The sequence below is a fragment of the Legionella drancourtii LLAP12 genome (genome assembly GCF_000162755.2).
Classification (GTDB): domain Bacteria; phylum Pseudomonadota; class Gammaproteobacteria; order Legionellales; family Legionellaceae; genus Legionella; species Legionella drancourtii.
Genome location: NZ_JH413808.1, coordinates 78037 through 100989, shown reverse-complemented (window position 1 = coordinate 100989; position 22953 = coordinate 78037). Strand labels below are relative to the sequence as shown.

The window sequence follows — 22953 nt, the reverse complement described above, 5'->3', positions numbered from 1 at the left end:
TCAATTTTTGAAGGTACAACATGTCAGCGCCAGTTGGATTACCACAATTTAGCCATATTGATGTCAATCACTTTAAATCTCATCTTGAGGCCATGTTAAAAAGCCATTTAGAACAGGTTGAGCACTTACTGCAAGAAAATCATTACTATACCTGGGATAATTTAATGTATCCTTTAGAGGATATGTCCGATGAATTAGAGCGTTTTTGGTCGCCAATGTCGCACTTACATGCGGTGATGGATTCCCCGGTTTTGCGTGAATGCTATGATGCCTGTTTACCAGCACTTTCTGCATATGAAGCGGCTATGGGGCAAAATCATCAATTGTATGAAGCAATTAAAGCCATTGATCTCCATACACTCGATCCGGTGCAGCAAAAAATTATTGCCGATGCTTTGCGTAACTTTCAATTATCCGGGGTTGCACTAGATGAACACCATAAAAAACGGTTTGAAGCGATTCAAACGCGATTGGATGAATTATCCAATCAATTTGAGCATAATATATTAGATGCCGCCCAAGCATTTACCATTCACATCACCGACTCACAACGGGTTGCAGGGTTACCTGAGCACGCCTTAAATACCGCGAAAGAACTGGCCGTAGAAAAAGGCCTCGATGGCTACGTCTTTACTTTGGAATACCCTAGCTATCAAGCGGTAATGAGTTATGCTGATGACCGTGCCTTGCGTGAGGAAATGTATCATGCATACGTAACTAGAGCTTCCGATCAAGGGCCGAATGCCGGCACTTACGACAATACGCCGTTAATGAATGAAATCCTGGCTTTGCGACATGAGCAAGCGCAATTGTTAGGTTTTAATAATTTTGCCGAATTATCATTGGCAACCAAAATGGCCGATTCAACCACTCAAGTCATGGATTTTATGAATGACTTAGTACGACGCGCTCATCATCAAGGTGAAGGTGAATTTGCGGAATTAAAAGAATTTGCTGCTAGTAAATGGCATATTGACCCGATAAAACCATGGGACATTGGTTATTTATCGGAGAAAAGACGCTTGGATTTATTTGCCTTGTCGCAAGAAGATTTACGTCCTTATTTTCCCCAACCTAAAGTAATGCAGGGTTTATTTGATTTAGTTAAAAAACTTTACGGCATGAGTGTTGAGGAAATCAAAGGCGTTGATATTTGGCATAAAGACGTACAATGCTATTGTGTGGTTGATGAGCACAATCAAGTACGAGGTTATGTTTACACGGATTTATTCGCGCGGCCAAACAAGCATAGTGGGGCGTGGATGGATTCCTTACAAAGCCGCCGCAGATTAGACGATGGCAGCGTGCAATTACCCATAGCGACGTTGACCTGTAATTTTGCCAAAGCATCGGCGAATAAACCCGCCATGTTATCGCATGATGAAGTGACCACCTTATTCCATGAATTTGGTCATTGCCTGCATCATATTTTGACCCAGGTTGATTACCTTAGTGCATCTGGTATCAATGGCGTGGAATGGGACGCGGTGGAATTACCCAGTCAATTTTTTGAAAACTGGTGTTGGGAGCAAAGCGCCCTAGCTGTACTCACCGCCCATGTTGATACGCAAAAGCCACTCCCTGAGTCCCTCTATACCCGTTTAATCGCAGCGAAGAACTTTCAATCCGCAATGGCGATGTTGCGACAAATGGAATTTTCCATCTTTGATTTTCGTATTCATCAAGAGTATCAAAAAAATAATGATTCCTTGATTAATGACATTTTAGCGGACGTACGCCGCAAAACCAGCATACTGCCTATTGTTCCTTATAACCGCTTTCAACACAGTTTCAGCCATATTTTTGGCGGTGGCTATGCGGCAGGTTATTACAGCTACAGTTGGGCGGAAGTATTATCCAGTGATGCGTTTTCGCGTTTTGAAGAAGAAGGCGTGTTAAACCCCAAAACGGGCCATGATTTTCTCCATAATATTTTAGAAGTTGGTGGTTCGCGAAAAGCCGCTGAAGCCTATAAAAACTTTAGAGGCCGCCCAGCAACCGTCGATGCCTTATTACGCCATAACGGTATTCGTGGCTAAAACAGCCCAAGTGTTTCCGAAACAAGCCACCATCGCCAAGGGCGATGGTGGCTGAAGGGCGCATGAGTGAGGCCAGGTACATCATCCTTATTAATTACAGTCTATCCTAATTTAGTGCTTACAAGCCTTTCTTAGTAGGGATCTCAACTATTTTGCCTAATTTAAGCAGAAGAATGCAAAACCCTGATTATTTTATGTTATACTTAAAGTGTACAAATTGGGGGCGACCTGGCTTCGACGGGGGTTGCAAAACCAGAGGTGCATGCCGAGAATGAGATCTCTCGTAAATCAGGCTCAATAAATATAAATGCAAACAATGCAAACTTTGATGATGTTTCTTTTGACGGGGCTATTGCAGCTTAATCAGATTAAACTAATCGACGTGTACTGGCCTTAACCCCAGTGCCCCGTTGACCGAGCTCGCTTATTGGTATCGAATCAACGGTCATAGAAGATAAGCTAGTGTTTTAATTTATCCCGGATTAAAATGCGAAACTCAGGGAATCGCTGTGTACCATCCTGCCTGTCGGAGAGTCCACAGTTAAATCAAATGACAAGGCTACGCATGTAGAACTGAAGGCAGAGGATCTGCGGACGCGGGTTCGATTCCCGCCGCCTCCACCAATCATTAAAACCATTTCTGACCACCAAAGACCATCATAAACCCAATGAAATCAATGCATTTGGCGGGTTTTTAATAATTTTTATGTTGTATTTCATGGTCTATCATTGTCTACAAAATGTCCCAAAAAAGCCCCGGATTTTAATTTAATGCCCCAATGGCGCCCCAAAAAATTGGGTAAAAATTAATTAATTATGCGTGAACCAATTGAAATAGAGTTAACGATAAAAATCAACTATCTCTTTAATAGTACTACTGTGAGCTTCTGTAAGATCTTTTCTCAAAATGCAACAATCACTTTGAGAGTAAATTAAAACTTCCAGCCGTTTTTTGAAATCTGGGTGGTTAATAAAAATATCTAGATCTTTGGAATATTCTTTGGCATCTTGCGGAAGATAAGCAAATATTGGCTCTTTCCCATTTAAGGGGGCAGCTATAATCACCCGCAGAGCACCTTAACACGCAGTCTATAATTTTCAAAATTCCTAAACCCATAGGCTCTTCGTTGTATCAGTTTCATCTTTCGATGGAACCCTTCAGTTATTCCATTTGATTTACTAAACCGCCACATTCTGGCAACTTCATCTTTCCATGCAGCTAGTGTTTTACCTAATGAGGCTAGGGCCTTAAATCCACTCTGTTTTAAATCAGTAAGCATATCCAAGAAAGTAGGAATTACTTTACGACAAGCCCTTTGAGTTAACGCTCTTTTCATTAAAAGAGAATGCAGCTGTTGCTGAAATTGATAGATCGCATCGATAGCTGGGTTTTGACTTAAAAACGCATCCCTCTTGGTTTTCTTCTCTTGAGTCAAGTTATCTGGCCTAGTTCTCAATAAGGCTAAGATGCCTCTATTGTTCTTTATTTCGCTGGAAAGCTCTCGATAAGTCATCATACATTGATGTTGAATTAAACGGATTACATGGAATCTATCAGCAACTATCAGAGCATTAGGGAAGTACTTTTTTACCATAGAACGATAAGTACTGCTTAAGTCCATACAAATCACTTTAACTCGCTCTTTTCCTGGCAACTGCTGCAGATAGGACTTTAAATCTCCTTCACTTCGTCCTTTCACCACGTCAAATACTTTATGTTTTCTTAAGTCACAAAAGGTAGTTGCAAATCCTTCTTTCTTACTAAAGAAATGTTCATCAATACCTAAGACTACAGGACAAGGTTTATTAATTAATTCTCGATGTTGCTCTTCATAATGGCGCTGATACCAACGTTCTATAGTCGCTTTGCCTTTCTTATAGCGCTCTGATAAGTCTTTTTGAGAGACTCCTCGGCTATGCTCATGAAACACCGCAGCCTGCGCTCGCCAAGTAGCGCGTTGATGTTTATTGATACCACGGAATTGTTGATTACCATAACGACCACACGCATAACAATACAACTTATACGCTTTAAACCTTAATATACTTCGTCTATGGCCTATTAATTCATGATGAACTCTTCGTATATACGAGGATTTCTTCCGTACCTTCTTACTTTGACAGTGGCTACAACGCGCTAAGCGGTTATAGCTTACATCTAATAATAATGGTTGATATCCGCTCACTTTTACTATGGAAAATCCAGGTAAATTTAGGATAAGATTGTACTTCGGCACTTTAATCTCCTTTTGATCGCTAAATCAAGGACTTAGTTTAGACTAATTCGATTAAAGTGCCCCCTTAATTGGTGTAGAGCCCAAATATTAGATTACATGTTTTTCCATCTGAAATAGATGAATATGTAATAAATGGCATTTGGGCCATAAATCTTTTGGGTAATCGATCCCTGCCAAATTGATGTAAAAATATGCCAGCCCTCCCAACGAATAGAGAATTCTCTATTCCTCCTTCAAAATGAATATAATTCATTTGAGGATCAACAGCATTAAGCAACTTTTCACAGATTTCTTTTCTTTCTAAATAATCTGCTTCGGCCATTTTTAATCCACGCAGAAAAAATCCATTTTTAATTCTTCTGGCTTTTTCATTGGTTTTTTTTGATGCGCCTCCCACAAATGCAGCACTCTTCAAAAATTCGTGTTGTTTTAATTGCAATTGAAGAATATCTAATCCGTAACATATTATTCTGTAATGGGCTAGCAGAGCAATCTTGGGAGTTACAACACCATCAAAATTATCCAGCTCATGAAAAAGGCTATGGTCATGCTTATTACAAAATCCTTTAAAGGTTGATATCTTATCTAAATCGCATGGTTTATAGTATTTTCGTTTTGCTTTAGATCTTATGTTTTCAAAGGGCTCATAAACAATAGTTTGTAGTTGGATTATCTGATTGTCTGCATATTTTCTAATGCATGATTTAGATAAAACATGAGAGCCAATAGGCGGTTCATTGCATCCTGGATACATACAAAACTTATTTTCATATTGAATGCTACTAAAATCTGAAATTAAGCCATAAGGTCTTGGAGAAATAAGTTCTGCTTCAGTCTCAACAGTCATAAATCAAATTCCAGTGCTAAATTAAAAATAGAGCTAAATATACACAAGACACAATCAACACTGAACCAAATAAGACCAACAGACAATAATTTTTTGTTTGCTTTGCCATATCATGAACATCTGCTACTGAATTAGAAATTACTTTTTTAATTACCGATACCGATTCATTTGTTGCCTCTTGCAATAAATGAGTCATAGCTTCTTTACTGCTGGCTAATGCCATATTGAGTATCTTTTCAGCTTTTTCCTTGGCATCATCTTTCCATTGAGAGGAAATACTCTCCATTTCCTCTCTGAACTGTGCCAGCATGGCCGCTTGTGCCTGTTGAGTTTCTTCAATCAATCTATCGTTCATGGTCTGCAGGATGAGAATTGGATCATCCTTGCTTAATACTACCCCATGCTTGACAGCGATCTCCTGCATAACTGTATCAAATTTATCATTCATTAGATCACCCTGGCGCTATCCAGCTGACCAAACAGTTGATCTCGAACGATTTTTAAACGTTGACGGGTCATAATGCTCTTATCTGGCATACCTAGTACTTCACCGAAGGTCAGTTTTTGTTGCAGCATATCGGTTAGATCTCGGCCATAGGTTTCTTTTTTTAGATCAGGAATTTGAATTAAGGCTGATATGTTGTCTTTGTTATCACGGTAAGCCTTTAGTTGTTCGAATGTCTTACCTTCATGTTCTATGGCTCCCCAATAGGGATTGAGCCAGACGACAAACTGTGCTTCATTTGCAAACTGGTCAATCAGCTGCGCAAAGCCATTAATGGTATCGAATAGGGCCTGGCCGCCGGTGATGACAGTATGAATCACCATTTCATGACCTAATTCCTTTAACAACGCTGGAACTTGGTTGCTGATGAGGTAATGCGACAGAGGTACAAACGAGCTGGCGCCGTTGTCAATGACCACATCATTAGTAGCGGGAGCAATCTTCTCAATGAGTGCATCGAAGAGTCGGGGATTGATTTCATCGCCGCTCATGACCTGTATATGGTCCACGTTCAAGGCTTTAAAGCCATGAAAGGTTGAATTGATGGGGTCAGTGTCAATGCATAGTGGGGTTTGGCCTTTATGTTGTTTGTATTGCGCCGTTGTTGCAGAAATAAATGATTTGCCGACACCGCCTTTGCCTTGCAGTGTAATATGTATTTTTGCCATTACAAGAGTTCCTCCAGGTTGGGCTTTGGATTAAAAGTAAAACCGCGAATTTCGTTTTTTGCTTTACTTTTAGCCTTTTCATCTTCCTTGGTGTTCTCCTGAATAGATGGCTTTTTTTCTGCAGCAATCAAACGTGCTACATAGCCACAAAATGTTTTATATGAAAATGAGATTTTTCCTTCCTCAACCAAAGTTTCCCAGACCAACTTGATGGACCAACCGTCAGCCAATGCCGCATCGATATCCTGTTTTAGCGCAAGAAAAGCGGCTTTGTTGACCGATTTATCAGAGCCTTTCCTGGTCATCTGCTTGGCTGCGATTAGTTCGCTAAGGGAATTTCCCATGTCATACCATTAGTTTATTGTTGTTCTCTTCGATGGTATGAAATATTTCACTGCACTGCAATAGATTATGTTATTTTCCCTCCATTTGTCGTAATTAAAAATGCCATTAAACGCACTTAAGTGTAATTTAGCGTAATGAATGGTAATTATCAGAAATTAATATGGTGTTACGAAAAATAACCTTGGAATTACATAAAATTACCTGATAGTATGAAGTGAAATGAACTTAAAACGCAGGGCAAGATAGGTGAAGTTAGCTAACCAGCAAGCTGGCTACCAAACCTCACGAGTCTTATTCGCACCTTCGGTGCTCAACGAAAAAACTGTGTTTTGAGATCAAATCGATACTCAAAGGATTGCATAACCACTTAATTAAGAGGTCGGCATCCTTATGGACGAGAAACTTAAAACATCCACCAGAAAAAATGGTCGTCATCTTCGCGTACCTGTTTTGCCTTCCGAAGAAATTCAAATTAAATCGAATGCGGCCACTGCTGGCCTTTCAATTGCCGAGTACTTAAGGCGGATCAGTCTCGGTTATCAAATTCAAAGTAGTCTTGATAAGGATTACATACTGCAGCTAGCCAAAATTAATGGGGATTTAGGACGGCTTGGCGGATTGTTAAAACTATGGCTGACTCAGGATAAACGTGTTGCGCACTTTGACCTCCAAACAATAAGAACATTGTTAAGTCGTATTCAAACCACACAGGATGCGATGTTTGAAGTGGTGAAAAAACTATGATTATTCGCCATATTCTTATGAAAAAAACAAGACTCAGCAGTTTTTCAGGTCTTGTCCAGTACCTTTGTAATAAACAAAACAAACAGGAGCGTGTTGGCAAAATCAGACTATCAAACTGTAATAGTATCGATCCCATTTGGGCTGTTCAGGAGGTATTGGCAACACAGGCTAGAAACCAGAGAGCGTCGGGCGATAAAACCTACCATATGCTCATTTCCTTCGCCCCAGGAGAAAATCCTTCATCTCAAGCTTTACAAGAAATTGAAGACAGAGTGGCATCGTTGATTGGATTTAAAGAACATCAAAGAATCTCCGTTGTTCATCATGATACAGACAATCTCCATATTCATGTTGCGATTAATAAAATTCATCCCCAAACCTTTAATATGATTGAACCTTATAGGGCATATAAGACCTTTGCCGAGGTTGCATCAAAGCTCGAAATTGAATTAGGTCTTCAAATAACCAATCATCAAACCCGTAAAAACCGTTCAGAAAACCTAGCTGACGATATGGAGCTACATTCAGGTATTGAGAGCCTGATTAACTGGATGAAGCGCAATTGTAAAGAACAAATCGACGCGGCCCAAAATTGGAGCAACTTACATAAGATTTTAGCGAAGCACCATATGAGAATACAAATCAGAGCTAATGGCTTTATTTTTTGTGATGAGGATGGTCTTACAGTCAAAGCAAGTTCTGTCTCTAGAAATTTTTCTAAAGAGCGTCTTGAATCAAAGCTTGGTGAATTTGAACCATTACTTTCAATAACTAATCTATCATCATCCAATGTTTATCGGTATGAACCACTAAACAAAACTATTATCAGTAGTGAACTCTATGCCCAATACCAGCATGAAAAAGCACAAAGCCAAAATGTATGTTCAGCAAAACTAAAAAAACTTGCGCGAAGCTAAAGCCAAATTGATTGATAAGGCCAAAAAAAGGGGACGAATGAAACGAACCGCTTTAAAGTTAATGAACCTTTCAAAAATGAGCAAAAAGTTTCTTTATCAGCAAATCAATAAAACCCTCCTGCACGACATTGAGAACATCAGGAAAAACTATACGCATGCTCGGCACAGTTTAATGGAAAATTATCAAAATAAAACCTGGGCTGATTGGCTGCAAAAAAAGGCACAGAGTGGTGACCAAGATGCTTTAAGGGCAATGCGTTATCGCAATCGAAAAAACAACAGTAATTACACTATATCAGGTACAGACTCTGTTTTTTCTTCTTTTAATTTTAGACAAATCGACTCTGTTACTAAAGAAGGTACTGAGATTTATAAAAAGGATAACGCTGTAATCAGAGACAATGGAAAAGAAATTGTAATTTTTAAAGGCGGTTCTATTCCTGCGCTTAAAAGAGCTTTGGAAATGGCAAGACAGCACTATGGTGACTGTATTTGTGTAAACGGCTCTCCACTCTTTAAAAAGATTATTTTGCAAATTGTTATTCAATATCAGATACCAATCACGTTTGCTGATTTGGATTTGGAAAACCAACGTCAAAAATTGAATTTTGAACAGGAGAAACAGTATGAACAATCAAGATCAAAAAGGCAAAACCATCGAAGAAGAACTCCAGGAAGCCATGAGGCTGTTGGAACAGCCAATGGAAATAGAAGGAACCGGGTTACAAAGCCAAACTCTTTCAGCATTGGACAAGGCTCGCCAGCCAAAGATCACAACAGCTTGCGAAACCTGTCCAAATGCGATCTGGTTCAGCTCACCGGAGGAGGTCAAGTGCTATTGCAGGATAATGCACATGATCAGCTGGAGCGGCAAAGACTCCAACCTGATAACCATGTGCGATGGGAAGTTTTTGGAATAAATGAGAAAAGTAAAAGCCGTAAAAAATAAATGGTGTATTGTAATAAAAGGTAAAGCTTTAAACCTAATCTGACGGATTGAAGCTTTACCAATCATGTTGAACCTAGGAAATATGAATTACATTGCTGCTCCTTGATAATCGCAGATGATTATAGCGTTTGGCAATTTTTTCAATTGTTGGTTTGATCTGACGTTTAACTCCATCAAAACCTAACTTGCTATGATTTGCCAAGTCATTAAAATCACTGAATTGCTTAGGGTTTGATGACTGCTCACCTGGTGCAAAAATTGGTAGAACAATAAAGCCATTAACAGCATCGGCAGCCTCTCCTGCCTTTTCTTTCCCGGGGTTGATACCTTTCGATAACTCCAGATGCTTATCATCATCAGCTGCTAGGATAACTGGAGTACGTGGATATTTTTCATGCAATGCTTTAGCTACTGCTTTAAGATTCCCTGAATCAAAGGCGGAAACGACAGCAGGGAGCTCGCATGCTTCTTTTATCGTTGCCGCGGTAGCATACCCTTCAGCAATGACAATGACCGATGCATCAGCAAGCTTTTCCAAACCACCCAACACATGAAAACAGCCCTCTTTTCTCGAGTCTTTCGCAAACCGCTTGGTTCCATCTTCGGCAATGTACTGCACAGTCCAAAGGGTCCCTTCACAATCCGTTGCTGGAATACAGGTGAGTTTTTTATCTTCATCAGTATACACCTCTGAATGAACTTGAATACCTTTAGATTGCATATAAGGCGTGGGCTCCACAACTTCTACCATCATGGATAATTTTTGCTTAAGTCGTAACGCGGTATTTTTTTGTTTGGCTTCAAGCTCACGTTGACGAGTTTGTTGATGCTCAAGTGCTTCTGCTTTAAGCGTTGCTTTCTGTTCATCAGTTAAAATGTAACCCTTATACTTCCAGTTAAGCTCAGCGCCAGTTCGGTTGTTTTTAATGTATCCTGTTGGTATACCATCTAAATAGGCAACATAAAATCCTGCCTTTTCCCCGTTTTTATCACCCTCCGTGGGTATACGATGCGGTTTGCCATCCATAATTGGATGCTCACCTGAAACAATAGCACCAAGGCTTACCAATGCAGCTTTAAATTCATCTGCAGGAATGAGCGCTTTATCCTGAGATTCTGTTTGAAATTCAGGAAGCCAGGCTTTGATTTTCTCAACAGAAACACCAGGGTTTGCATACCAACATTTTTGTACTTTATCCCAGGCAATACCTGGCGTACCATCAGGGAGTTTTCCAATTGTGGATTTGGCAATCTCTTTTTGTTTGAAGGGGATGCTTAGCCAGACCTTTTCAGAAGTGGTGTTGTCAGTCGCCATAAAGACTTCCTCTTTTAGTTTATCATCCTTGATTTCAATAAGTTCTGCCAGTTGAATCTCTTGAGTTTGCTCTAAAGCACACAGGTGATTCACTATTTTCTCTGCATCTGCGGATGCCCTGAATATTTCTAATGGCTCATCTTCCAAAACACGAATCCATGATTTGATATAAGCTGTGTGTTGCGAGGGGTCATGGCCTATACCAAGTTCTGCACCTAACAGCATGCTTGCAATTTCTGCTCTCAATTCTTCTTTGGCATAAGCATCTGAACCAAAGGGATGGCCTAAATCTCTGTCCAGTCTTGAGGGATGACCGCTCCAATGCCCTAGTTCATGCAGGGCGGTAGCATAGTAGTTCGCTGCGGATTTAAATTGCGGAAGATGAATGCTATCAGTCGATAACCTATAAAAGGCTCTGTCTGCCTCGGAGTGAACAATGGTAGCACCAGAGTTATGTAGCAGTTTTTCTGCTTTTTTAATTAGGGACCAATCTGGCTCCTTTGCAATGAGTTCGGGCATATTATCAATTTGCGAGGCATGAAATACCGTTGCATAAAACATCTTAGGTCGTTCAAGATTCACCTGCACTTTTAATGGATTACCATGCTCATCAAGCACAGGTTTACCAGAATCATCGTGTTGGGTTTGTTCTTCATGAAATTTCCAATATTGAATTGTGGTACCTTTTTCTCCCTTGCGAACTTGCGCATCCATACTTTGAGCTTGTTTGTAGGTTAACCAACGATTGTCATCACTTTGATTCACCATCAAATACAAAGCATTGATCCCTCGATAACGCTTCCCTGTGACTGGATTAAAAGGAACTTGACCATTACCTGTGCCAGGCTCCCATGGTTTTAGCCAGGGAGCGGTTCCTGTTTTCAGGCTTTCGATAATTTGATTGGCAACGACCTGGTGGTAAGGCATTTTAGTCATACATGGCTTCCATCGCATCCTCGTCATTGAGTGCATCTTCAAAAAATGCACCCATGATGTCCGCTTCTATTGGACTGACTTCGACAAGAAAGCCAGGGATTACTAAATCTTCGAATTTTTCTGAAATCACATCCATTAACTTGGTTTCGTGACTCATGTGGTTTTCTCCCGTTTATTAATTACCCATATGGGTGTGATCATTCCCTTGATTTGTCTTGTGTGAACAAGACCATAATATCGACCATCGAATGACCATTCGCTTTGACTGGTCATGGTCATCACTTCATTTTCTTTAAGCGAATAATCTAAGGTCCTCCATTGAGGTAAAGTTCGGTTAATTCCATCCTTTAACTTTGGCTTTGAAAAGGGAAGCAACGTTTGATTTACCAAGACCCCTTCAGGTGTCACAGAAAGAATATCGCCAGATACAGCGACCACTTTTTTCATTAAATAACCATATCCACCACAATTAAGACCATGGTCTATATAGCCTCTGTTCTTGGCTAACCTAAATGACTTCCTGTCATCAGGGCAAAAAATCACATAAGCATTTTTGAGAGACTCTGCACTGGTGATGCGATATAAGCCTATAGGAATGGATTCAGTCAGGTTTATCCTAAACCCCATGGCATGGAACAGTGCGCCTAAAGTAATAAGACTTATCAAGAAAATAGCGATGAAGACGGACAATTTTTTCATAACTTGATGATCTCATCGTCACTTAAACGAGCACGCAAAATATCTGAGTGTACCGGTGCCTCGACAGAGGCTCTGGCCATGAAGACCGGATCGTTAAAATAAAGCGGTTGTTTCCCATAAATCGCAGGAAACCCAGCAACATAAACCACCATATCACCGGCCTCTCGTATCAAACCATCGGCATCTTTTTTCGGTCCTGGCATTCGCAGACACTCATCAACGGTTAAAAGAGGTCTTGATACTTCCTGCACGGTTTTGGAGATTTGATTTAAAAAAGTTGATAAGCGTTTGCCACTGGTGGTGATGTGCTCTTTAACAATCGTCGTTTGACCTGTCAGCTTGGAAAGATGTTCTGCTGTTTCAACTCGGTTAGGTGGATAAGCATTTTGAATGTGGCAATTAGACGTGATGGTTTCATCAGGACCATAACCACGTTCACGGCTTTTAAGCTGATTAATGTCCTGACAAATTAAGTAAAACTTTAAACCATAACCCGCAACAAACGCTAATGACTCTTGCAGAATATCGAGTTTTCCAAGACTTGGAAACTCATCGATCATGCAAAGCAATCGATGCTTATACGTTTTTTTCGTTCTGACATAAGATAAACCTTTGTCATCAGATACACGCTCAAACTCCATTTTGTCAGCCAATAACCTCACTATCATATTAATCATGACCCTAACCAGAGGCTGAAGCCTTGCTTTGTCATTGGGTTGAGTAACGATATAAAGGCTCACAGGACTTTCATGGTTCATCAAATCACGGATGCAAAAATCAGAGGCGGAGACATTATATGCTACTACCGGATCGCGGTATAACGCCAGATAAGATTTTAATGTGGATAACACAGAACCAGCTTCTTCTTCGGGGCGGTCTATCATGTCACGGGCAGAGGCAGAAATAACAGGATGGGTTTTGCCTTCAATATGCGGGTATTGGGTCATTTCAATGAGTAGATCGGCAATATTAATATTGGGATCAACTAGCATACGGTCAATGTTGGGAAATGTGGCGGGTTCCCCCTGGTTGTTCAATTTATAAATCGCATGCAGAATAAAACCAACCAAAAGGGCTTGCGATGTTTTCTGCCAGTGCGTTTCTAACCCTTTGCCATCAGGATCAACCACAAGCGTTGCCAAATTTTGTACGTCACCCACCTCTGATTCTGTACCTACTCTGATTTCATCAAGCGGATTCCAACGGGCTGAGCCAGTTAATGTTGCTGGTTCAAAGCGAATCACTTTATTGTTGGCATGCTTTTGTCTCCAGCCGGAAGTCATTGCCCAAAGCTCACCTTTTAAATCCGTAATGACACAGGAGTGCTTCCACGATAAAAGGGTTGGAATCACAAGACCAACCCCCTTTCCCGAGCGCGTTGGCGCATAGGTTAAAACATGCTCCGGTCCATTATGGCGCAAATAGTGAATCTCTCCCTGCTTATCTTCAATAGCTCCAACATACACACCTTCCTCTTGGGAATGCAAGCCAGCATCGTTTAAATCATCCATATTCGCCCATCGGGCTGAACCGTGAAGGTATTCGCTGATGTTTTCTTTTTTAAAATGACGACTTGCAAACATTAGCATCATTAAAAACAGGCAGCTACTCATTACCATCATGCCAAACGCGGCATTAAAATATTCTGGATGGTAATTATGATATTTCATATTCCACCAAAGCAGCTGCCAAGGTAGATAAATATGCGCAAATGAAAAACCTAAACTGTCGTGATAACGAAACTTATAAGCCACATATTGTGTGCCAATCTCCAAACTGATTAAAAACCCCAGAATAATCATTCCGATGAGTCGGATGTTCCTCTTACTATGCTTTTTTTGTCTTACCTGTGGACCAATGGATTTATTGGGTTTACTCAGATTCATTGGCTTTCTCCAGAAGCTTTTCGATTGACAAAATGGCTGACTTCATCGTCGTTTTCTAAAGCACTGAAACTTCCTTCTGGAGCGCCTATCGAAGTAATATTTTGAAATGCACAATCCTGGTGTTCAGATGTTGATAAATCGTTTTGAGATTCTACCCGTTGGGCAATTGCATCAGCAATTTTCCCACCAGTAGTTTCGGCCACTGTTGCAGCTATTGCTTCCTTCATATTGCTTACCTTTTCACGAGCTACATCAAATGCTCCTGTGGCCAAATGTGACCCGAACGCGCCTGCAAATTTGGAAGCCTGTCCCATGGCTTGTGCCAAACTGCCAGTTTTAGAACTTACATTCCCCTCTGAGGCAGAACTTAAATCACCAGTACCTATACTTTGGGAAGCTGCTTTGAATGCAGAATGAAGAGCGGATAACCCTCCTGCACTCTGAGCACTGACAGCTCCCGCGCTACTTGCCAAAGCAGCACCTGCAATGCCTGCTGCGCCTAAAGCGCCACCCAGGCCAATACCACCGCTGCCTCCGCCACCGCCAGATACAATTCCGGCAAGAACAGGAGGAATTTTGTTGATAAGCACCAGCAAAAGAATGGCGACAATGAGCATCACAAACATTTCTTTTAAGAGAATGTCCTTTGCCATAGCGGCATAATATTGATCGACAAAAGACTTACCAATACCAATAATCAAAATCATCGCAAATGCTTGTAATGCAATACCCAACACCGTTTTGTAGTATTGAATCGCGATATCCTGAGTCCAGCGTCCGCCACCAAACCCTAATAAGATGATGCCGCCATAGGTTAAAATCCAGGCAGTAATCAGAATAATCAGCATGTTAATACTGACCAGTGCCAAAACGACCAGAATCACCCCTGCAACGATCAAGCCCACCGTAGTTGCCGCAGGGGACCAGAGGGACGAGTTATCAATTGCTTTTGACACAATATCAAAACCTACGTCAATAATGTCAGAGGGGGAAATGTGCGTATCAATTCCGGAGGCATTCGCTGCGAGTTTTCGCATGGAATCGATGATTGCAGTTGCAATGGCAGGTCCATTATCTAAAATCCAATAGAAAAAACCGACAACTACTAAAAATCGAACCGTTTCAGCCATAAATTCCTGAATATCCGCTCTTCGTAATGACATAAGCCCATAGGTCCATACCATGCTGATTAATGCCAAAGACCAAAAAAGGTATCGTGCATAACTTAATATGGTTTGGCTCCATGTAGAGGCCGTATTGGAAAAACGATACAGAATATTATCCAGTAAATCCCTGCTGTCCATGCTGCCTTGAGCATGGCAGCATACGGAAAACCCAATTAAAAAGAATACGATTATATGAGTGATTGTCTTTTTTTTCATAGGATTACCATTTTGTACCTGAACTTTTGGAGTAACTTCCGCCTTTAAAACATGCATCAGCTATTGCCTGCAGCTCATCGGCTGTCCTACCCTCTTTGGAGCTGTCGCAGGTTAACGATGCGAGATGCTCTGCCTTTTTTCTTGCTTTCATTTCAGTGCTGTCACAGCCTGTAAGTAGGAATGCTAAAAGTGCTATGGATAATCCTAATTGTTTCATTGTTGTCTTCCTCTTGTTATAAATGGGTTACCATTTCTTCCCTGAACTTTTATGAAAGGCGCCCGATCTAAAGCGTTCATCACCCGCAGTTTGTATGGCTTCTTTATTTGCAGCGGCTGCATCTTTTGTGGTTTGGGCGCTTTGTTGCGCTAATAAAAGCCCTCTGATTTGAAGCAATTGATGGGATTGATTGCTGGCCAGTTGCGATGCAGCTTGAAGTGCTTGTTTTTGCCCTTGGGCAGTTTGGGCGTGAGATTGCAATGTGCGCAGTTTCAGCGAATCATCTTTTATGCTTTGCTGCTGTTTATCGATTCCTTTGAGCATGGCATCATTAACTCGTTTTTGAGCAACAGAAGCCGAGATTTTACTTTGCCTTATTTTTTGGATTTCTTCGGGTGTACACTGGTTACTGCCATTAAAACATGGAGTTTTTTGATAATATTCCTGACTTTGATACCTATCTAGGTAACCCTGGAGGCTCCCAGCCTCCTGTTTGTAATAATCAATCGTATCGGTCGATTCAAGCAGGTTATTTATGATGCCATTAGCATTATCCCACTGAAACGAAGTGAGCGATTTGGTGTTATCCAGCATGTTTTGATATTGTTGAACCTGGTTTTTGTATTGATCAACCTGAGTTTTATACTCTTTAATCTGATTCAGTAACATTTTTCCATTTTGTACGTAATTGGGTAAATCAAACACGGGCATATTTGAGAAGGCATTAAATGTCCATAAATAAACAAATATGATTCGAAGTTTCATAATTTCTCCTCTGTTACGATGCGAACTGCCGGTAGGGCTTTGTAAAAGTTAGATCCTTTACGACAATGATGTTGAAACGGTAGCCCGGGCGAATGTTTATAGTTGGTGATACATTCAGATTTTTTGCTACCAATTGCGAAGTCACCTCACCCAGCTGTTGTCCCAAAGCCTGACTTAATACACTGCCAGCTGTAGGCTGGGTATATCCATACTGATTGGGCTGGTTTATATTTTGACTGTAACTGATTCCTCCGACGATACCGGACATTAAGAGAGCTGAACCATAAATTTGTATGTAATGATGATTAACCTTGTCACGAAATCCTGCATAACCTGCACTGTCAGCTCCCGGCATGGAACCAATATCCAAAGCTTTTCCATCTGGAAAAACAAGACGCTGCCAGGCTACCAGGACGGAGTTTTGACCAAAATTCACATCACTGGAGTAAATACCAATAAGCTTTGTACCTTGCGGGATTAAAAGATACTTCCCGGTTGGCGTATCATAAACGCTCTGTGAAACCTGACCGATGATTTGCCCAGGCAACTCAGAGGAAATGCCACTGATCATCACTCCTGGAATGACACTGCCAGCCCTTAATTCATAACGACTGTTGGGGTTCTCAAGTCGTGAATTTAAATGCCAGCGCATTTCATTTTCCTCGCCGCCCAAGGTTTGCGGCATGGGTCTGGTATTTTGTCTTTCTTGTACAAGTTGAAGTTCCTCTTTAAAGGAACCACCTACATCGACATCGAATGTTGAAGCTGCATTGATTCTGTGAGTATTGGTACTTTCTCTGGAATTCAGGCGAGGATTATCAACCATAATTGATGTTTTGGCTTTGACCGCCTCTTCAAATGCTTGAGTTTTTTCCTGACGAATTCGTTCCAGCTCCGTATCCGATACATTTTGACTATCCATCTCTTGCTTTTGAGGGGAGTTTTGATCCACAGGTAACTCAAGTACTGGCTCATGATTGATAATTAGTTTCTCATTGGAAGCAGGCATCACACCGGTTTTGTGATTTCCAACGATTTCATTGGCCAGATTCATGTTATTTTTCTTCTGTCCCGTGACTTTTATGGCCTCTGGGGTTTGGTTTTGTGCATTGGCTCTCTTATGGGCAACAAAGACAATGAGCACAACAAAAACGGTCAATACACCAATTGCGATCATTAATGGCAAGTTGTTTACACGCTTTACCCCTGCTGTTTTGAGCTTTTGAGGTGAGTAGTCCTTTGATAATAAATCGTTATTTGGGTTCATCAGTGTTACTCCTTATGTGACCATGGGCTGGTTGGAGCGATATTTTCTTTAGTTTTGACATAGATCCTGCTTAATGTTTGCGAGCCAATATAAAGACTGACTCGATAGTGATAACCTGACTTAATCTCATCAACTATATAGAAAAAATTTGCTTTTTGTCTTGGTTGGATGTTTTCAATCACTCCATAACCTTTGTTTCGCATTTCATGAATCAAATTAATGCCAAAGCCATCATTAACTTTTTGACTGATATAAAAGGTATTTTGAGCTGGAGGATAAATCCGTATGAGTTGTGATGTAGCATCCTTCGCCAAATAAATATCTTTGCTCTGAGAGGCAACCGTAAAATTTCCATACTGCATACTTGTACAGCTCGACAGAAGAATTACCAGCAATAAAACACTTAATTTCTTCATCTCTAGCACCTCGTAATGGAAATTTTTTCTTGAGAAGATCCACTTCCGATAATCAGTATTGCCTTATCGAACACACTATCAACAATATATCGGCAGCCTTGCAGACGATAATTGACCATCACCGATTCTGGTTGTTTAAACAAACCACCATTTCTTAAGACCAGTAGTGCAGGTGCCTCGCTTTCAGACATGGCTTTAGGCATTTCAATAATGGTTTTCACGCCATTGTTATAAACCCGAACTGGTTTAAATCGGGAATTGCCTTGTATCCTGTAATTGAAATTAAGATCGCCTAAATATTCGTTGGTTTCAGTGAATGTATTGGCTTTTCGACGCTCCGCTTGCATTTGCTGTATCAAACGCCATTTTGCTTTTGCATCATCTGGATAAGTAAAAGAGACATAGGGCATAAAATTATTTTGATCTGACTTTAATCTAAAATGGTAGGTTCTTCTATCTGTAGTAACGACTAGAGAAGTATCTAGCCCAACATCTCTGGGTTTGATTAGCAAGTGAATTTGTTGATCCATGCCTGAACCAGTAATGGAAGGCTCTACGAGAAAACGTGGATCGCCGACATTCATATCGTTAAGCTGCTCGGCTGGCTGCAACGCAATGTCGCAAACCTGTAATGGTGCACATACCACTCTGATTTGACCTGAACCATAAACAAAACTTACCGAGCCATCAGAAGAGTGGAATGGCTTGCTGGTTTTGTCACCTTTCTGCCATTCTTCTGCAATGCTTAAAGCCTGCTTTTCCTGATTCGATAGTACAGGGATGCTTTTAGAAAAATAGAAGTTAGCCAGCTCAGTGTTATCCACAGCAAAGCTTGTCAAAGGGAGTAATAAACTAAAGGAAAGAATTATTTTTTTCATGCATTTTCTCCATTCTTTAAGTCATAAGACCAATTGAAATCGCGGACATAAATCAGATGAGGGTTCTTTAAAATAGATTCATTGGATACATCATTGAGCTCATTATCCTGATACATTGTCACAAGTGCTTTCATCTGGGCGGGCTTTTCTTTAAGCGTTCCGTCACGGTTTCTTACTGTTTCGACCCAATCAACCTGCCAGGTATCCTCAGCTTCTTGTAGGACTGAGCGTATTTCAATGCTAACGATTTCATGAGCTGCTCGGTCAAAGGGATTTGAGTGTTGTTTGTCACTGTAAAATTCCTGAACTTTGGTAAGGGCCGCATCGTTTTGGTTCAAATAAGAATAAACTTGAAATACAGCTTTTTTCTGCAATGCAATATCAACACTGACCATTCGGATGTTTTCAATAAAATGGGCTGCAGCTGCTCGGTAATCATCGATACTTGCATCACCGACATGGTCTGCACGAGTGACTGATAGCGTATTGCCGCTGGCATCCTGTTGAAATACTAAGGGGATAAATTTGGACTGACTTCCAATTGTTATGAGTCCGCCAATAGCAGCCAAAGTGATTAAAAGACTACCCAAACTGACTAATTGCCATATTTGCAATGATTTCATAAGACCTGCAGTATGGAAATTCCAAGCTCTTTTGGCGTTGAGATAAGGATTATCAGTTAAGTCGTTTTTTTTCTTTTTAAGACTTAGCTTTTGTTTTAATTGGTTCATGCTGCTTCTCCAAATTGATTCATTGTGATTCCTTTTTCTAAAAGCCAATACGAGACCCACTCAGCGCCATGTTTCAGCTCAAGCTGTTTCATTCGTTCTATGGAGTCAGGATCTGTAGCACCCACAAATGCCATCGCCATTGGACCTAAAGCCAATTGGTAAAGGCGTTGTCCTTTTTCACTGACATAGTAGTAATCACGCTTAGGTTGAGCTGATGCAATGATGTCAATCTGGCGAGGGTTTAATCCCATACGTTCGTAGATCAGTCGTGTTTCAGGATCTCGTGCATACAGATTAGGTAAAAAGATTTTTGTGGCAGTTGATTCAACAATGATATCTAAAATGCCAGAATTCGCTGCATGCGATAAATGTTGCGTTGCCATAAACACCACGCAGTTTTTTTTGGCCATAGAATCAAGCCATTCAGCAATTTTGTTTTTAAATACCGGGTGTGCCAACATCAGCCATGCTTCATCGAGTAAAATCAGAGTTGGCCTGCCATCCAGTGATGTTTCAATGCGCCGAAACAGATACAGCAATACTGGCAAAGCAAATTTCTCACCCAGCCCCATAAGATGCTCAATTTCAAAGGTCATAAATGAGGACAGTCCCAGACCATCAGTTTCGGCATCCAATAAATGCCCCATCAATCCATCGATCGTGTACTGTTTCAATGTTTCACGGATGGGTTCATCTTGAATGGTCATGACCAATTCAGATAAGGTTTTAGAACCACTCTGATGCATGCTCATAATGGCATGGCCAATCTCATTGCGTTGGGCTGGCGTGGTATTTAACCCGTTTAAGGCAAGGATCGTATCAATCCATTCCATAGCCCAGGCTCTATCGCTTTGAGTGGATAAAAACTGTAAGGGCGCAAATGAAAGATGTGAGTATTTATCAGCAATGGTGTAATGCTCCCCTCCACTAGCCTTACACGTTGGATACATGGACATGCCTTTATCAAATGAATAAATGCGTGCATCCTTGTATCGTCGCCAGGAGAGTGCAATTAAACCAAGGTGAGTGGATTTACCAGAACGTGTTGGGCCAAACATAATTCCATGGCCTAAGTCTCTTACATGAAGATTCAGGCGAAAGGGTGTATTACCATTAGTGACGCAATGCATCAATGGAGGGGATAATGGCGGAAACAGTGGACAAGGGGATTTGTTTTCGCCTGTCCAGATGCTGGATGTTGGTATCAAATCAGCTAAATTCATAGTGTTGATTAAAGGTCGTCTGATATTTTCAACGCCATGCCCTGGAAGACTGCCCATAAAGGCATCCATGGTATTAACGGTTTCTGTTCTTGCTGTAAATCCCAAGGCATTGATGTTCTTTTCAATCAGAAGCGCTGCTTTTTCAACTAAATCACGGTCTTCATTCATCAAGATAGCAACCGAAGTGTAGTAGCCTTGACCCACCATGCCTGAGTTGGTTTCTGCAATGGCTGATTGTGCGTCATTCACCATATTGAGCGCGTCTTCATCGATCACGCCTGAATTGGTGTTAAACACCTGATCGAAAAAACCTCTGACTTTTTGTTTCCACTTTTTACGGTATTTGGTGAAATGTGCCACCGCCTCATAAGGATCCATGAAGATAAAACGGGAACTCCAACGATATTCAACCGGCAATTGAGTTAGGGCGGTTAGAATGCCAGGGTAAGACTCCATTGGAAAACCTTCAATCGCCACACACTGAATGAATTTCCGGCCAATTTTGGGCGTAATGCCCGGTATTAATTCCTGACCACCGATTAACGCATCAAGATAAATTGGATTTTTAGGAAGATTGACCGGATGGTTAAGTCCAGTGGCACAATAGTGCAAGTGTCTTAAGAAGTTATCCTGAAGCACGGTATTGTTATATTCATCACTATGTTGTTCGGCTTTCAGTCGTTCGAGGTTAAGGGCTGAACTTAGTCGTGATTCAAAGTTTCTGCAGGTTTGTTTGAATTCCTCTATCAGTTGATGAGTCTTTGCCTTTTGGCTTAGATCCAGTCCTTCGTCATCAAACATCAATTCCACAAAACGCTTTTGAGCAATTACCGGCGGATACCAGGTCAACGTAATCACAAAATACCCGTCATATAGGGTTTCCATGCTTTCAAAGAGTGTCCTTCTTTCCTCATCAATCGCATAGGAAATCGGATCTGGAAAGTGAGAATAGGCACGCTCACTATAACCTGGAGCCGCTCGTCTTATAGCGTCTACATGAACCATCCAGCCATTGCCCATGGAGGACATTGCCTGATTGATTCGAAACGAGACCATCTCACGAGCCTCATCCGTGGTATTGGTATTGTCTTCACCCTGATATAGCCAGGCTGCCATAAAGGAGCCGTTTTTACCGACAATCACGCCATCATCAACCACTGAGGCATAATTGAGTAAATCAGCAGTACCTCCTGAATTATGGCGATGCTTTTTTAAATGGTATTTACGGCTTTTCAGGCGAATTTCCCAAAACAGGAGGCTCAAAAGTAAAAGTCCTGTGGTGCTGATTAAAAAGGTGATTAATGCAATCATTGATAACCTCTTTTGTTTGCTTTGAAAGGAGTTGAACGGGCCGAATAATAAGCTTGGTAACGTCTTTGCCTTAAATATATAGCCCTCATATAAGGATCGGATTTAGCCATTAAACGAAGCCCTTTCAAGGATAGAAACCATATGACACTACCTGCGAAAGCCGCCAGCCAGTCTTGAGCTGCAAAGATTAGGATTGCTGATAATAGCCCTGAGAACATAACCAGTTCACGATCTCCGCCCATAAACAAACTGGGGCGGTTTCCGCTGCGTCGTATTGGGATGGAACGAAGACTCATAGCTGAGATTCCGTTGCAATGATTCCAGCAGATGGTTTAGAAATTTCAGCGCCTTTGCCAGTAATTGCCGTCATGGTATTTTGAGCTGCCACTAGAAAGGAGAGCACTAACACAAAAAAGACCAGGGATCGCATAAATCCATTTAATTCACCGCCAAAAATAAGGGTCGCGCCTGCAGCAACCAATCCAATAATGGCAGCACTAAAGGCAAAAGGGCCTGTAATGGATTTTTGAATTTTAGTCAGCCATGAATCGAAGGGAAGTCCACCTCCTGCAGAGGAAGCTGCGGCTGGATGAGTGATTAACAACAAAAATAAAACGATTAAGCCCATTATCCAGTAGTTTTTTTGATTAAACAGAGTCGTTTGATTCATTCATTT

Annotated in this window: 22 protein-coding genes, 1 other RNA gene and 1 pseudogene; 4 read left to right on the top strand and 20 right to left on the bottom strand. The window is 41.1% G+C overall.

The window, feature by feature from the left end; genetic code table 11:
• The first annotated feature begins 20 nt into the window (after positions 1 to 20).
• Both LDG_RS04565 and ssrA read left to right on the top strand, forming a co-directional pair.
• Complete coding sequence (locus tag LDG_RS04565; protein ID WP_006869988.1) at positions 21 to 2039, top strand: M3 family metallopeptidase; 2019 nt, start codon at positions 21 to 23, stop codon at positions 2037 to 2039.
• A 219-nt stretch (positions 2040 to 2258) separates the two neighbouring features.
• Positions 2259 to 2663, top strand: a transfer-messenger RNA (tmRNA) gene (ssrA, locus tag LDG_RS18855).
• Between the two features lie 216 nt (positions 2664 to 2879).
• On the opposite strand, the gene LDG_RS04560 is transcribed toward ssrA, so the two are convergent.
• From LDG_RS04560 to LDG_RS04535, 6 genes are all read right to left on the bottom strand, one after another.
• Entirely contained in the window at positions 2880 to 3104 is a 225-nt protein-coding gene (locus tag LDG_RS04560) for a hypothetical protein (protein ID WP_006869987.1), read from the bottom strand.
• Positions 3101 to 4276: an ISL3 family transposase gene (locus LDG_RS04555; RefSeq protein WP_006869986.1), complete on the bottom strand. Its 1176-nt coding sequence runs from the start codon at positions 4274 to 4276 to the stop codon at positions 3101 to 3103. Before LDG_RS04555 ends, LDG_RS04560 begins: the two co-directional genes overlap by 4 nt.
• Positions 4277 to 4340: 64 nt before the next feature.
• Positions 4341 to 5123, bottom strand: a complete 783-nt coding sequence (locus LDG_RS04550; protein WP_006869985.1) for a hypothetical protein — start codon at positions 5121 to 5123, stop codon at positions 4341 to 4343.
• 16 nt (positions 5124 to 5139) lie between these two features.
• Positions 5140 to 5571, bottom strand: coding sequence for a conjugal transfer protein TraM (locus LDG_RS04545; protein ID WP_006869984.1), 432 nt, complete (start codon positions 5569 to 5571; stop codon positions 5140 to 5142).
• The gene (locus tag LDG_RS04540; RefSeq protein WP_006869983.1) at positions 5571 to 6296 is read right to left on the bottom strand and encodes an ArsA-related P-loop ATPase; all 726 of its coding nucleotides are present in this window, start codon (positions 6294 to 6296) and stop codon (positions 5571 to 5573) included. The genes LDG_RS04545 and LDG_RS04540 overlap by 1 nt, the downstream gene beginning before the upstream one ends.
• On the bottom strand, positions 6296 to 6640 hold the full coding sequence (locus LDG_RS04535) for a TraK family protein (protein ID WP_006869982.1): 345 nt from the start codon (positions 6638 to 6640) through the stop codon (positions 6296 to 6298). The genes LDG_RS04540 and LDG_RS04535 overlap by 1 nt, the downstream gene beginning before the upstream one ends.
• 391 nt (positions 6641 to 7031) lie before the next feature.
• On the opposite strand from LDG_RS04535, the gene traJ reads away from it, so the two are divergent.
• On the top strand, positions 7032 to 7385 hold the full coding sequence (gene traJ / locus LDG_RS04530; RefSeq protein WP_006869981.1) for a conjugal transfer transcriptional regulator TraJ: 354 nt from the start codon (positions 7032 to 7034) through the stop codon (positions 7383 to 7385).
• Positions 7382 to 9251 (top strand): annotated as a pseudogene (traI, locus tag LDG_RS04525) (TraI/MobA(P) family conjugative relaxase). The gene traJ and the pseudogene traI overlap by 4 nt, the downstream one beginning before the upstream one ends.
• Positions 9252 to 9324: 73 nt before the next feature.
• Here traI and LDG_RS04520 read toward each other — a convergent pair.
• From LDG_RS04520 to LDG_RS04455, 14 genes are read right to left on the bottom strand one after another with little or no spacing between them, the layout of a single operon-like run.
• On the bottom strand, positions 9325 to 11502 hold the full coding sequence (locus LDG_RS04520) for a zincin-like metallopeptidase domain-containing protein (RefSeq protein WP_006869978.1): 2178 nt from the start codon (positions 11500 to 11502) through the stop codon (positions 9325 to 9327).
• Complete coding sequence (locus tag LDG_RS19815) at positions 11495 to 11659, bottom strand: hypothetical protein (protein WP_006869977.1); 165 nt, start codon at positions 11657 to 11659, stop codon at positions 11495 to 11497. Before LDG_RS19815 ends, LDG_RS04520 begins: the two co-directional genes overlap by 8 nt.
• Positions 11656 to 12201, bottom strand: a complete 546-nt coding sequence (traF, locus tag LDG_RS04510; protein ID WP_040534484.1) for a conjugative transfer signal peptidase TraF — start codon at positions 12199 to 12201, stop codon at positions 11656 to 11658. The genes LDG_RS19815 and traF overlap by 4 nt, the downstream gene beginning before the upstream one ends.
• The gene (locus LDG_RS04505; RefSeq protein WP_006869975.1) at positions 12198 to 14087 is read right to left on the bottom strand and encodes a type IV secretory system conjugative DNA transfer family protein; all 1890 of its coding nucleotides are present in this window, start codon (positions 14085 to 14087) and stop codon (positions 12198 to 12200) included. Before LDG_RS04505 ends, traF begins: the two co-directional genes overlap by 4 nt.
• Complete coding sequence (gene trbL / locus LDG_RS04500) at positions 14084 to 15469, bottom strand: P-type conjugative transfer protein TrbL (protein WP_040534482.1); 1386 nt, start codon at positions 15467 to 15469, stop codon at positions 14084 to 14086. Before trbL ends, LDG_RS04505 begins: the two co-directional genes overlap by 4 nt.
• 4 nt (positions 15470 to 15473) lie before the next feature.
• Positions 15474 to 15686: a hypothetical protein gene (locus LDG_RS04495; protein ID WP_006869972.1), complete on the bottom strand. Its 213-nt coding sequence runs from the start codon at positions 15684 to 15686 to the stop codon at positions 15474 to 15476.
• 27 nt (positions 15687 to 15713) lie between these two features.
• Positions 15714 to 16451, bottom strand: coding sequence for a P-type conjugative transfer protein TrbJ (gene trbJ / locus LDG_RS04490; protein ID WP_006869971.1), 738 nt, complete (start codon positions 16449 to 16451; stop codon positions 15714 to 15716).
• Positions 16452 to 16464: 13 nt separating this feature from the next.
• On the bottom strand, positions 16465 to 17718 hold the full coding sequence (locus LDG_RS04485) for a TrbI/VirB10 family protein (RefSeq protein ID WP_006869970.1): 1254 nt from the start codon (positions 17716 to 17718) through the stop codon (positions 16465 to 16467).
• Positions 17719 to 17723: 5 nt separating this feature from the next.
• Entirely contained in the window at positions 17724 to 18134 is a 411-nt protein-coding gene (locus LDG_RS04480; protein ID WP_006869969.1) for a conjugal transfer protein TrbH, read from the bottom strand.
• A 2-nt stretch (positions 18135 to 18136) separates the two neighbouring features.
• The gene (trbG, locus tag LDG_RS04475) at positions 18137 to 19012 is read right to left on the bottom strand and encodes a P-type conjugative transfer protein TrbG (RefSeq protein WP_006869968.1); all 876 of its coding nucleotides are present in this window, start codon (positions 19010 to 19012) and stop codon (positions 18137 to 18139) included.
• Positions 19009 to 19743 carry a conjugal transfer protein TrbF gene (locus tag LDG_RS04470; protein WP_006869967.1) on the bottom strand — a complete coding sequence of 245 codons (735 nt, stop codon included), beginning with the start codon at positions 19741 to 19743 and terminating at the stop codon, positions 19009 to 19011. Before LDG_RS04470 ends, trbG begins: the two co-directional genes overlap by 4 nt.
• Positions 19740 to 22277, bottom strand: a complete 2538-nt coding sequence (locus LDG_RS04465; RefSeq protein WP_006869966.1) for a VirB4 family type IV secretion/conjugal transfer ATPase — start codon at positions 22275 to 22277, stop codon at positions 19740 to 19742. The genes LDG_RS04470 and LDG_RS04465 overlap by 4 nt, the downstream gene beginning before the upstream one ends.
• Positions 22274 to 22573, bottom strand: coding sequence for a conjugal transfer protein TrbD (locus LDG_RS04460; protein ID WP_040534480.1), 300 nt, complete (start codon positions 22571 to 22573; stop codon positions 22274 to 22276). Before LDG_RS04460 ends, LDG_RS04465 begins: the two co-directional genes overlap by 4 nt.
• Positions 22570 to 22947, bottom strand: a complete 378-nt coding sequence (locus tag LDG_RS04455; RefSeq protein ID WP_006869965.1) for a TrbC/VirB2 family protein — start codon at positions 22945 to 22947, stop codon at positions 22570 to 22572. The genes LDG_RS04460 and LDG_RS04455 overlap by 4 nt, the downstream gene beginning before the upstream one ends.
• Positions 22948 to 22953 lie beyond the last annotated feature (6 nt).

Excerpts from the sequence above, each read along its gene's own strand:
- traJ (WP_006869981.1), top strand. The coding sequence starts at position 7,032 with ATGGACGAGAAACTTAAAACATCCACCAGAAAAAATGGTCGTCATCTT.
- traF (WP_040534484.1), bottom strand. The coding sequence starts at position 12,201 with ATGAAAAAATTGTCCGTCTTCATCGCTATTTTCTTGATAAGTCTTATT.
- LDG_RS04550 (WP_006869985.1), bottom strand. The coding sequence starts at position 5,123 with ATGACTGTTGAGACTGAAGCAGAACTTATTTCTCCAAGACCTTATGGC.
- LDG_RS04480 (WP_006869969.1), bottom strand. The coding sequence starts at position 18,134 with ATGAAGAAATTAAGTGTTTTATTGCTGGTAATTCTTCTGTCGAGCTGT.
- LDG_RS04455 (WP_006869965.1), bottom strand. The coding sequence starts at position 22,947 with ATGAATCAAACGACTCTGTTTAATCAAAAAAACTACTGGATAATGGGC.
- LDG_RS04495 (WP_006869972.1), bottom strand. The coding sequence starts at position 15,686 with ATGAAACAATTAGGATTATCCATAGCACTTTTAGCATTCCTACTTACA.
- LDG_RS04565 (WP_006869988.1), top strand. The coding sequence starts at position 21 with ATGTCAGCGCCAGTTGGATTACCACAATTTAGCCATATTGATGTCAAT.
- LDG_RS04545 (WP_006869984.1), bottom strand. The coding sequence starts at position 5,571 with ATGAATGATAAATTTGATACAGTTATGCAGGAGATCGCTGTCAAGCAT.
- LDG_RS04535 (WP_006869982.1), bottom strand. The coding sequence starts at position 6,640 with ATGGGAAATTCCCTTAGCGAACTAATCGCAGCCAAGCAGATGACCAGG.
- LDG_RS04485 (WP_006869970.1), bottom strand. The coding sequence starts at position 17,718 with ATGAACCCAAATAACGATTTATTATCAAAGGACTACTCACCTCAAAAG.
- LDG_RS04520 (WP_006869978.1), bottom strand. The coding sequence starts at position 11,502 with ATGACTAAAATGCCTTACCACCAGGTCGTTGCCAATCAAATTATCGAA.
- trbL (WP_040534482.1), bottom strand. The coding sequence starts at position 15,469 with ATGAAAAAAAAGACAATCACTCATATAATCGTATTCTTTTTAATTGGG.
- LDG_RS04460 (WP_040534480.1), bottom strand. The coding sequence starts at position 22,573 with ATGAGTCTTCGTTCCATCCCAATACGACGCAGCGGAAACCGCCCCAGT.
- LDG_RS04505 (WP_006869975.1), bottom strand. The coding sequence starts at position 14,087 with ATGAATCTGAGTAAACCCAATAAATCCATTGGTCCACAGGTAAGACAA.
- LDG_RS04465 (WP_006869966.1), bottom strand. The coding sequence starts at position 22,277 with ATGATTGCATTAATCACCTTTTTAATCAGCACCACAGGACTTTTACTT.
- trbJ (WP_006869971.1), bottom strand. The coding sequence starts at position 16,451 with ATGAAACTTCGAATCATATTTGTTTATTTATGGACATTTAATGCCTTC.
- trbG (WP_006869968.1), bottom strand. The coding sequence starts at position 19,012 with ATGAAAAAAATAATTCTTTCCTTTAGTTTATTACTCCCTTTGACAAGC.
- LDG_RS19815 (WP_006869977.1), bottom strand. The coding sequence starts at position 11,659 with ATGAGTCACGAAACCAAGTTAATGGATGTGATTTCAGAAAAATTCGAA.
- LDG_RS04540 (WP_006869983.1), bottom strand. The coding sequence starts at position 6,296 with ATGGCAAAAATACATATTACACTGCAAGGCAAAGGCGGTGTCGGCAAA.
- LDG_RS04470 (WP_006869967.1), bottom strand. The coding sequence starts at position 19,743 with ATGAACCAATTAAAACAAAAGCTAAGTCTTAAAAAGAAAAAAAACGAC.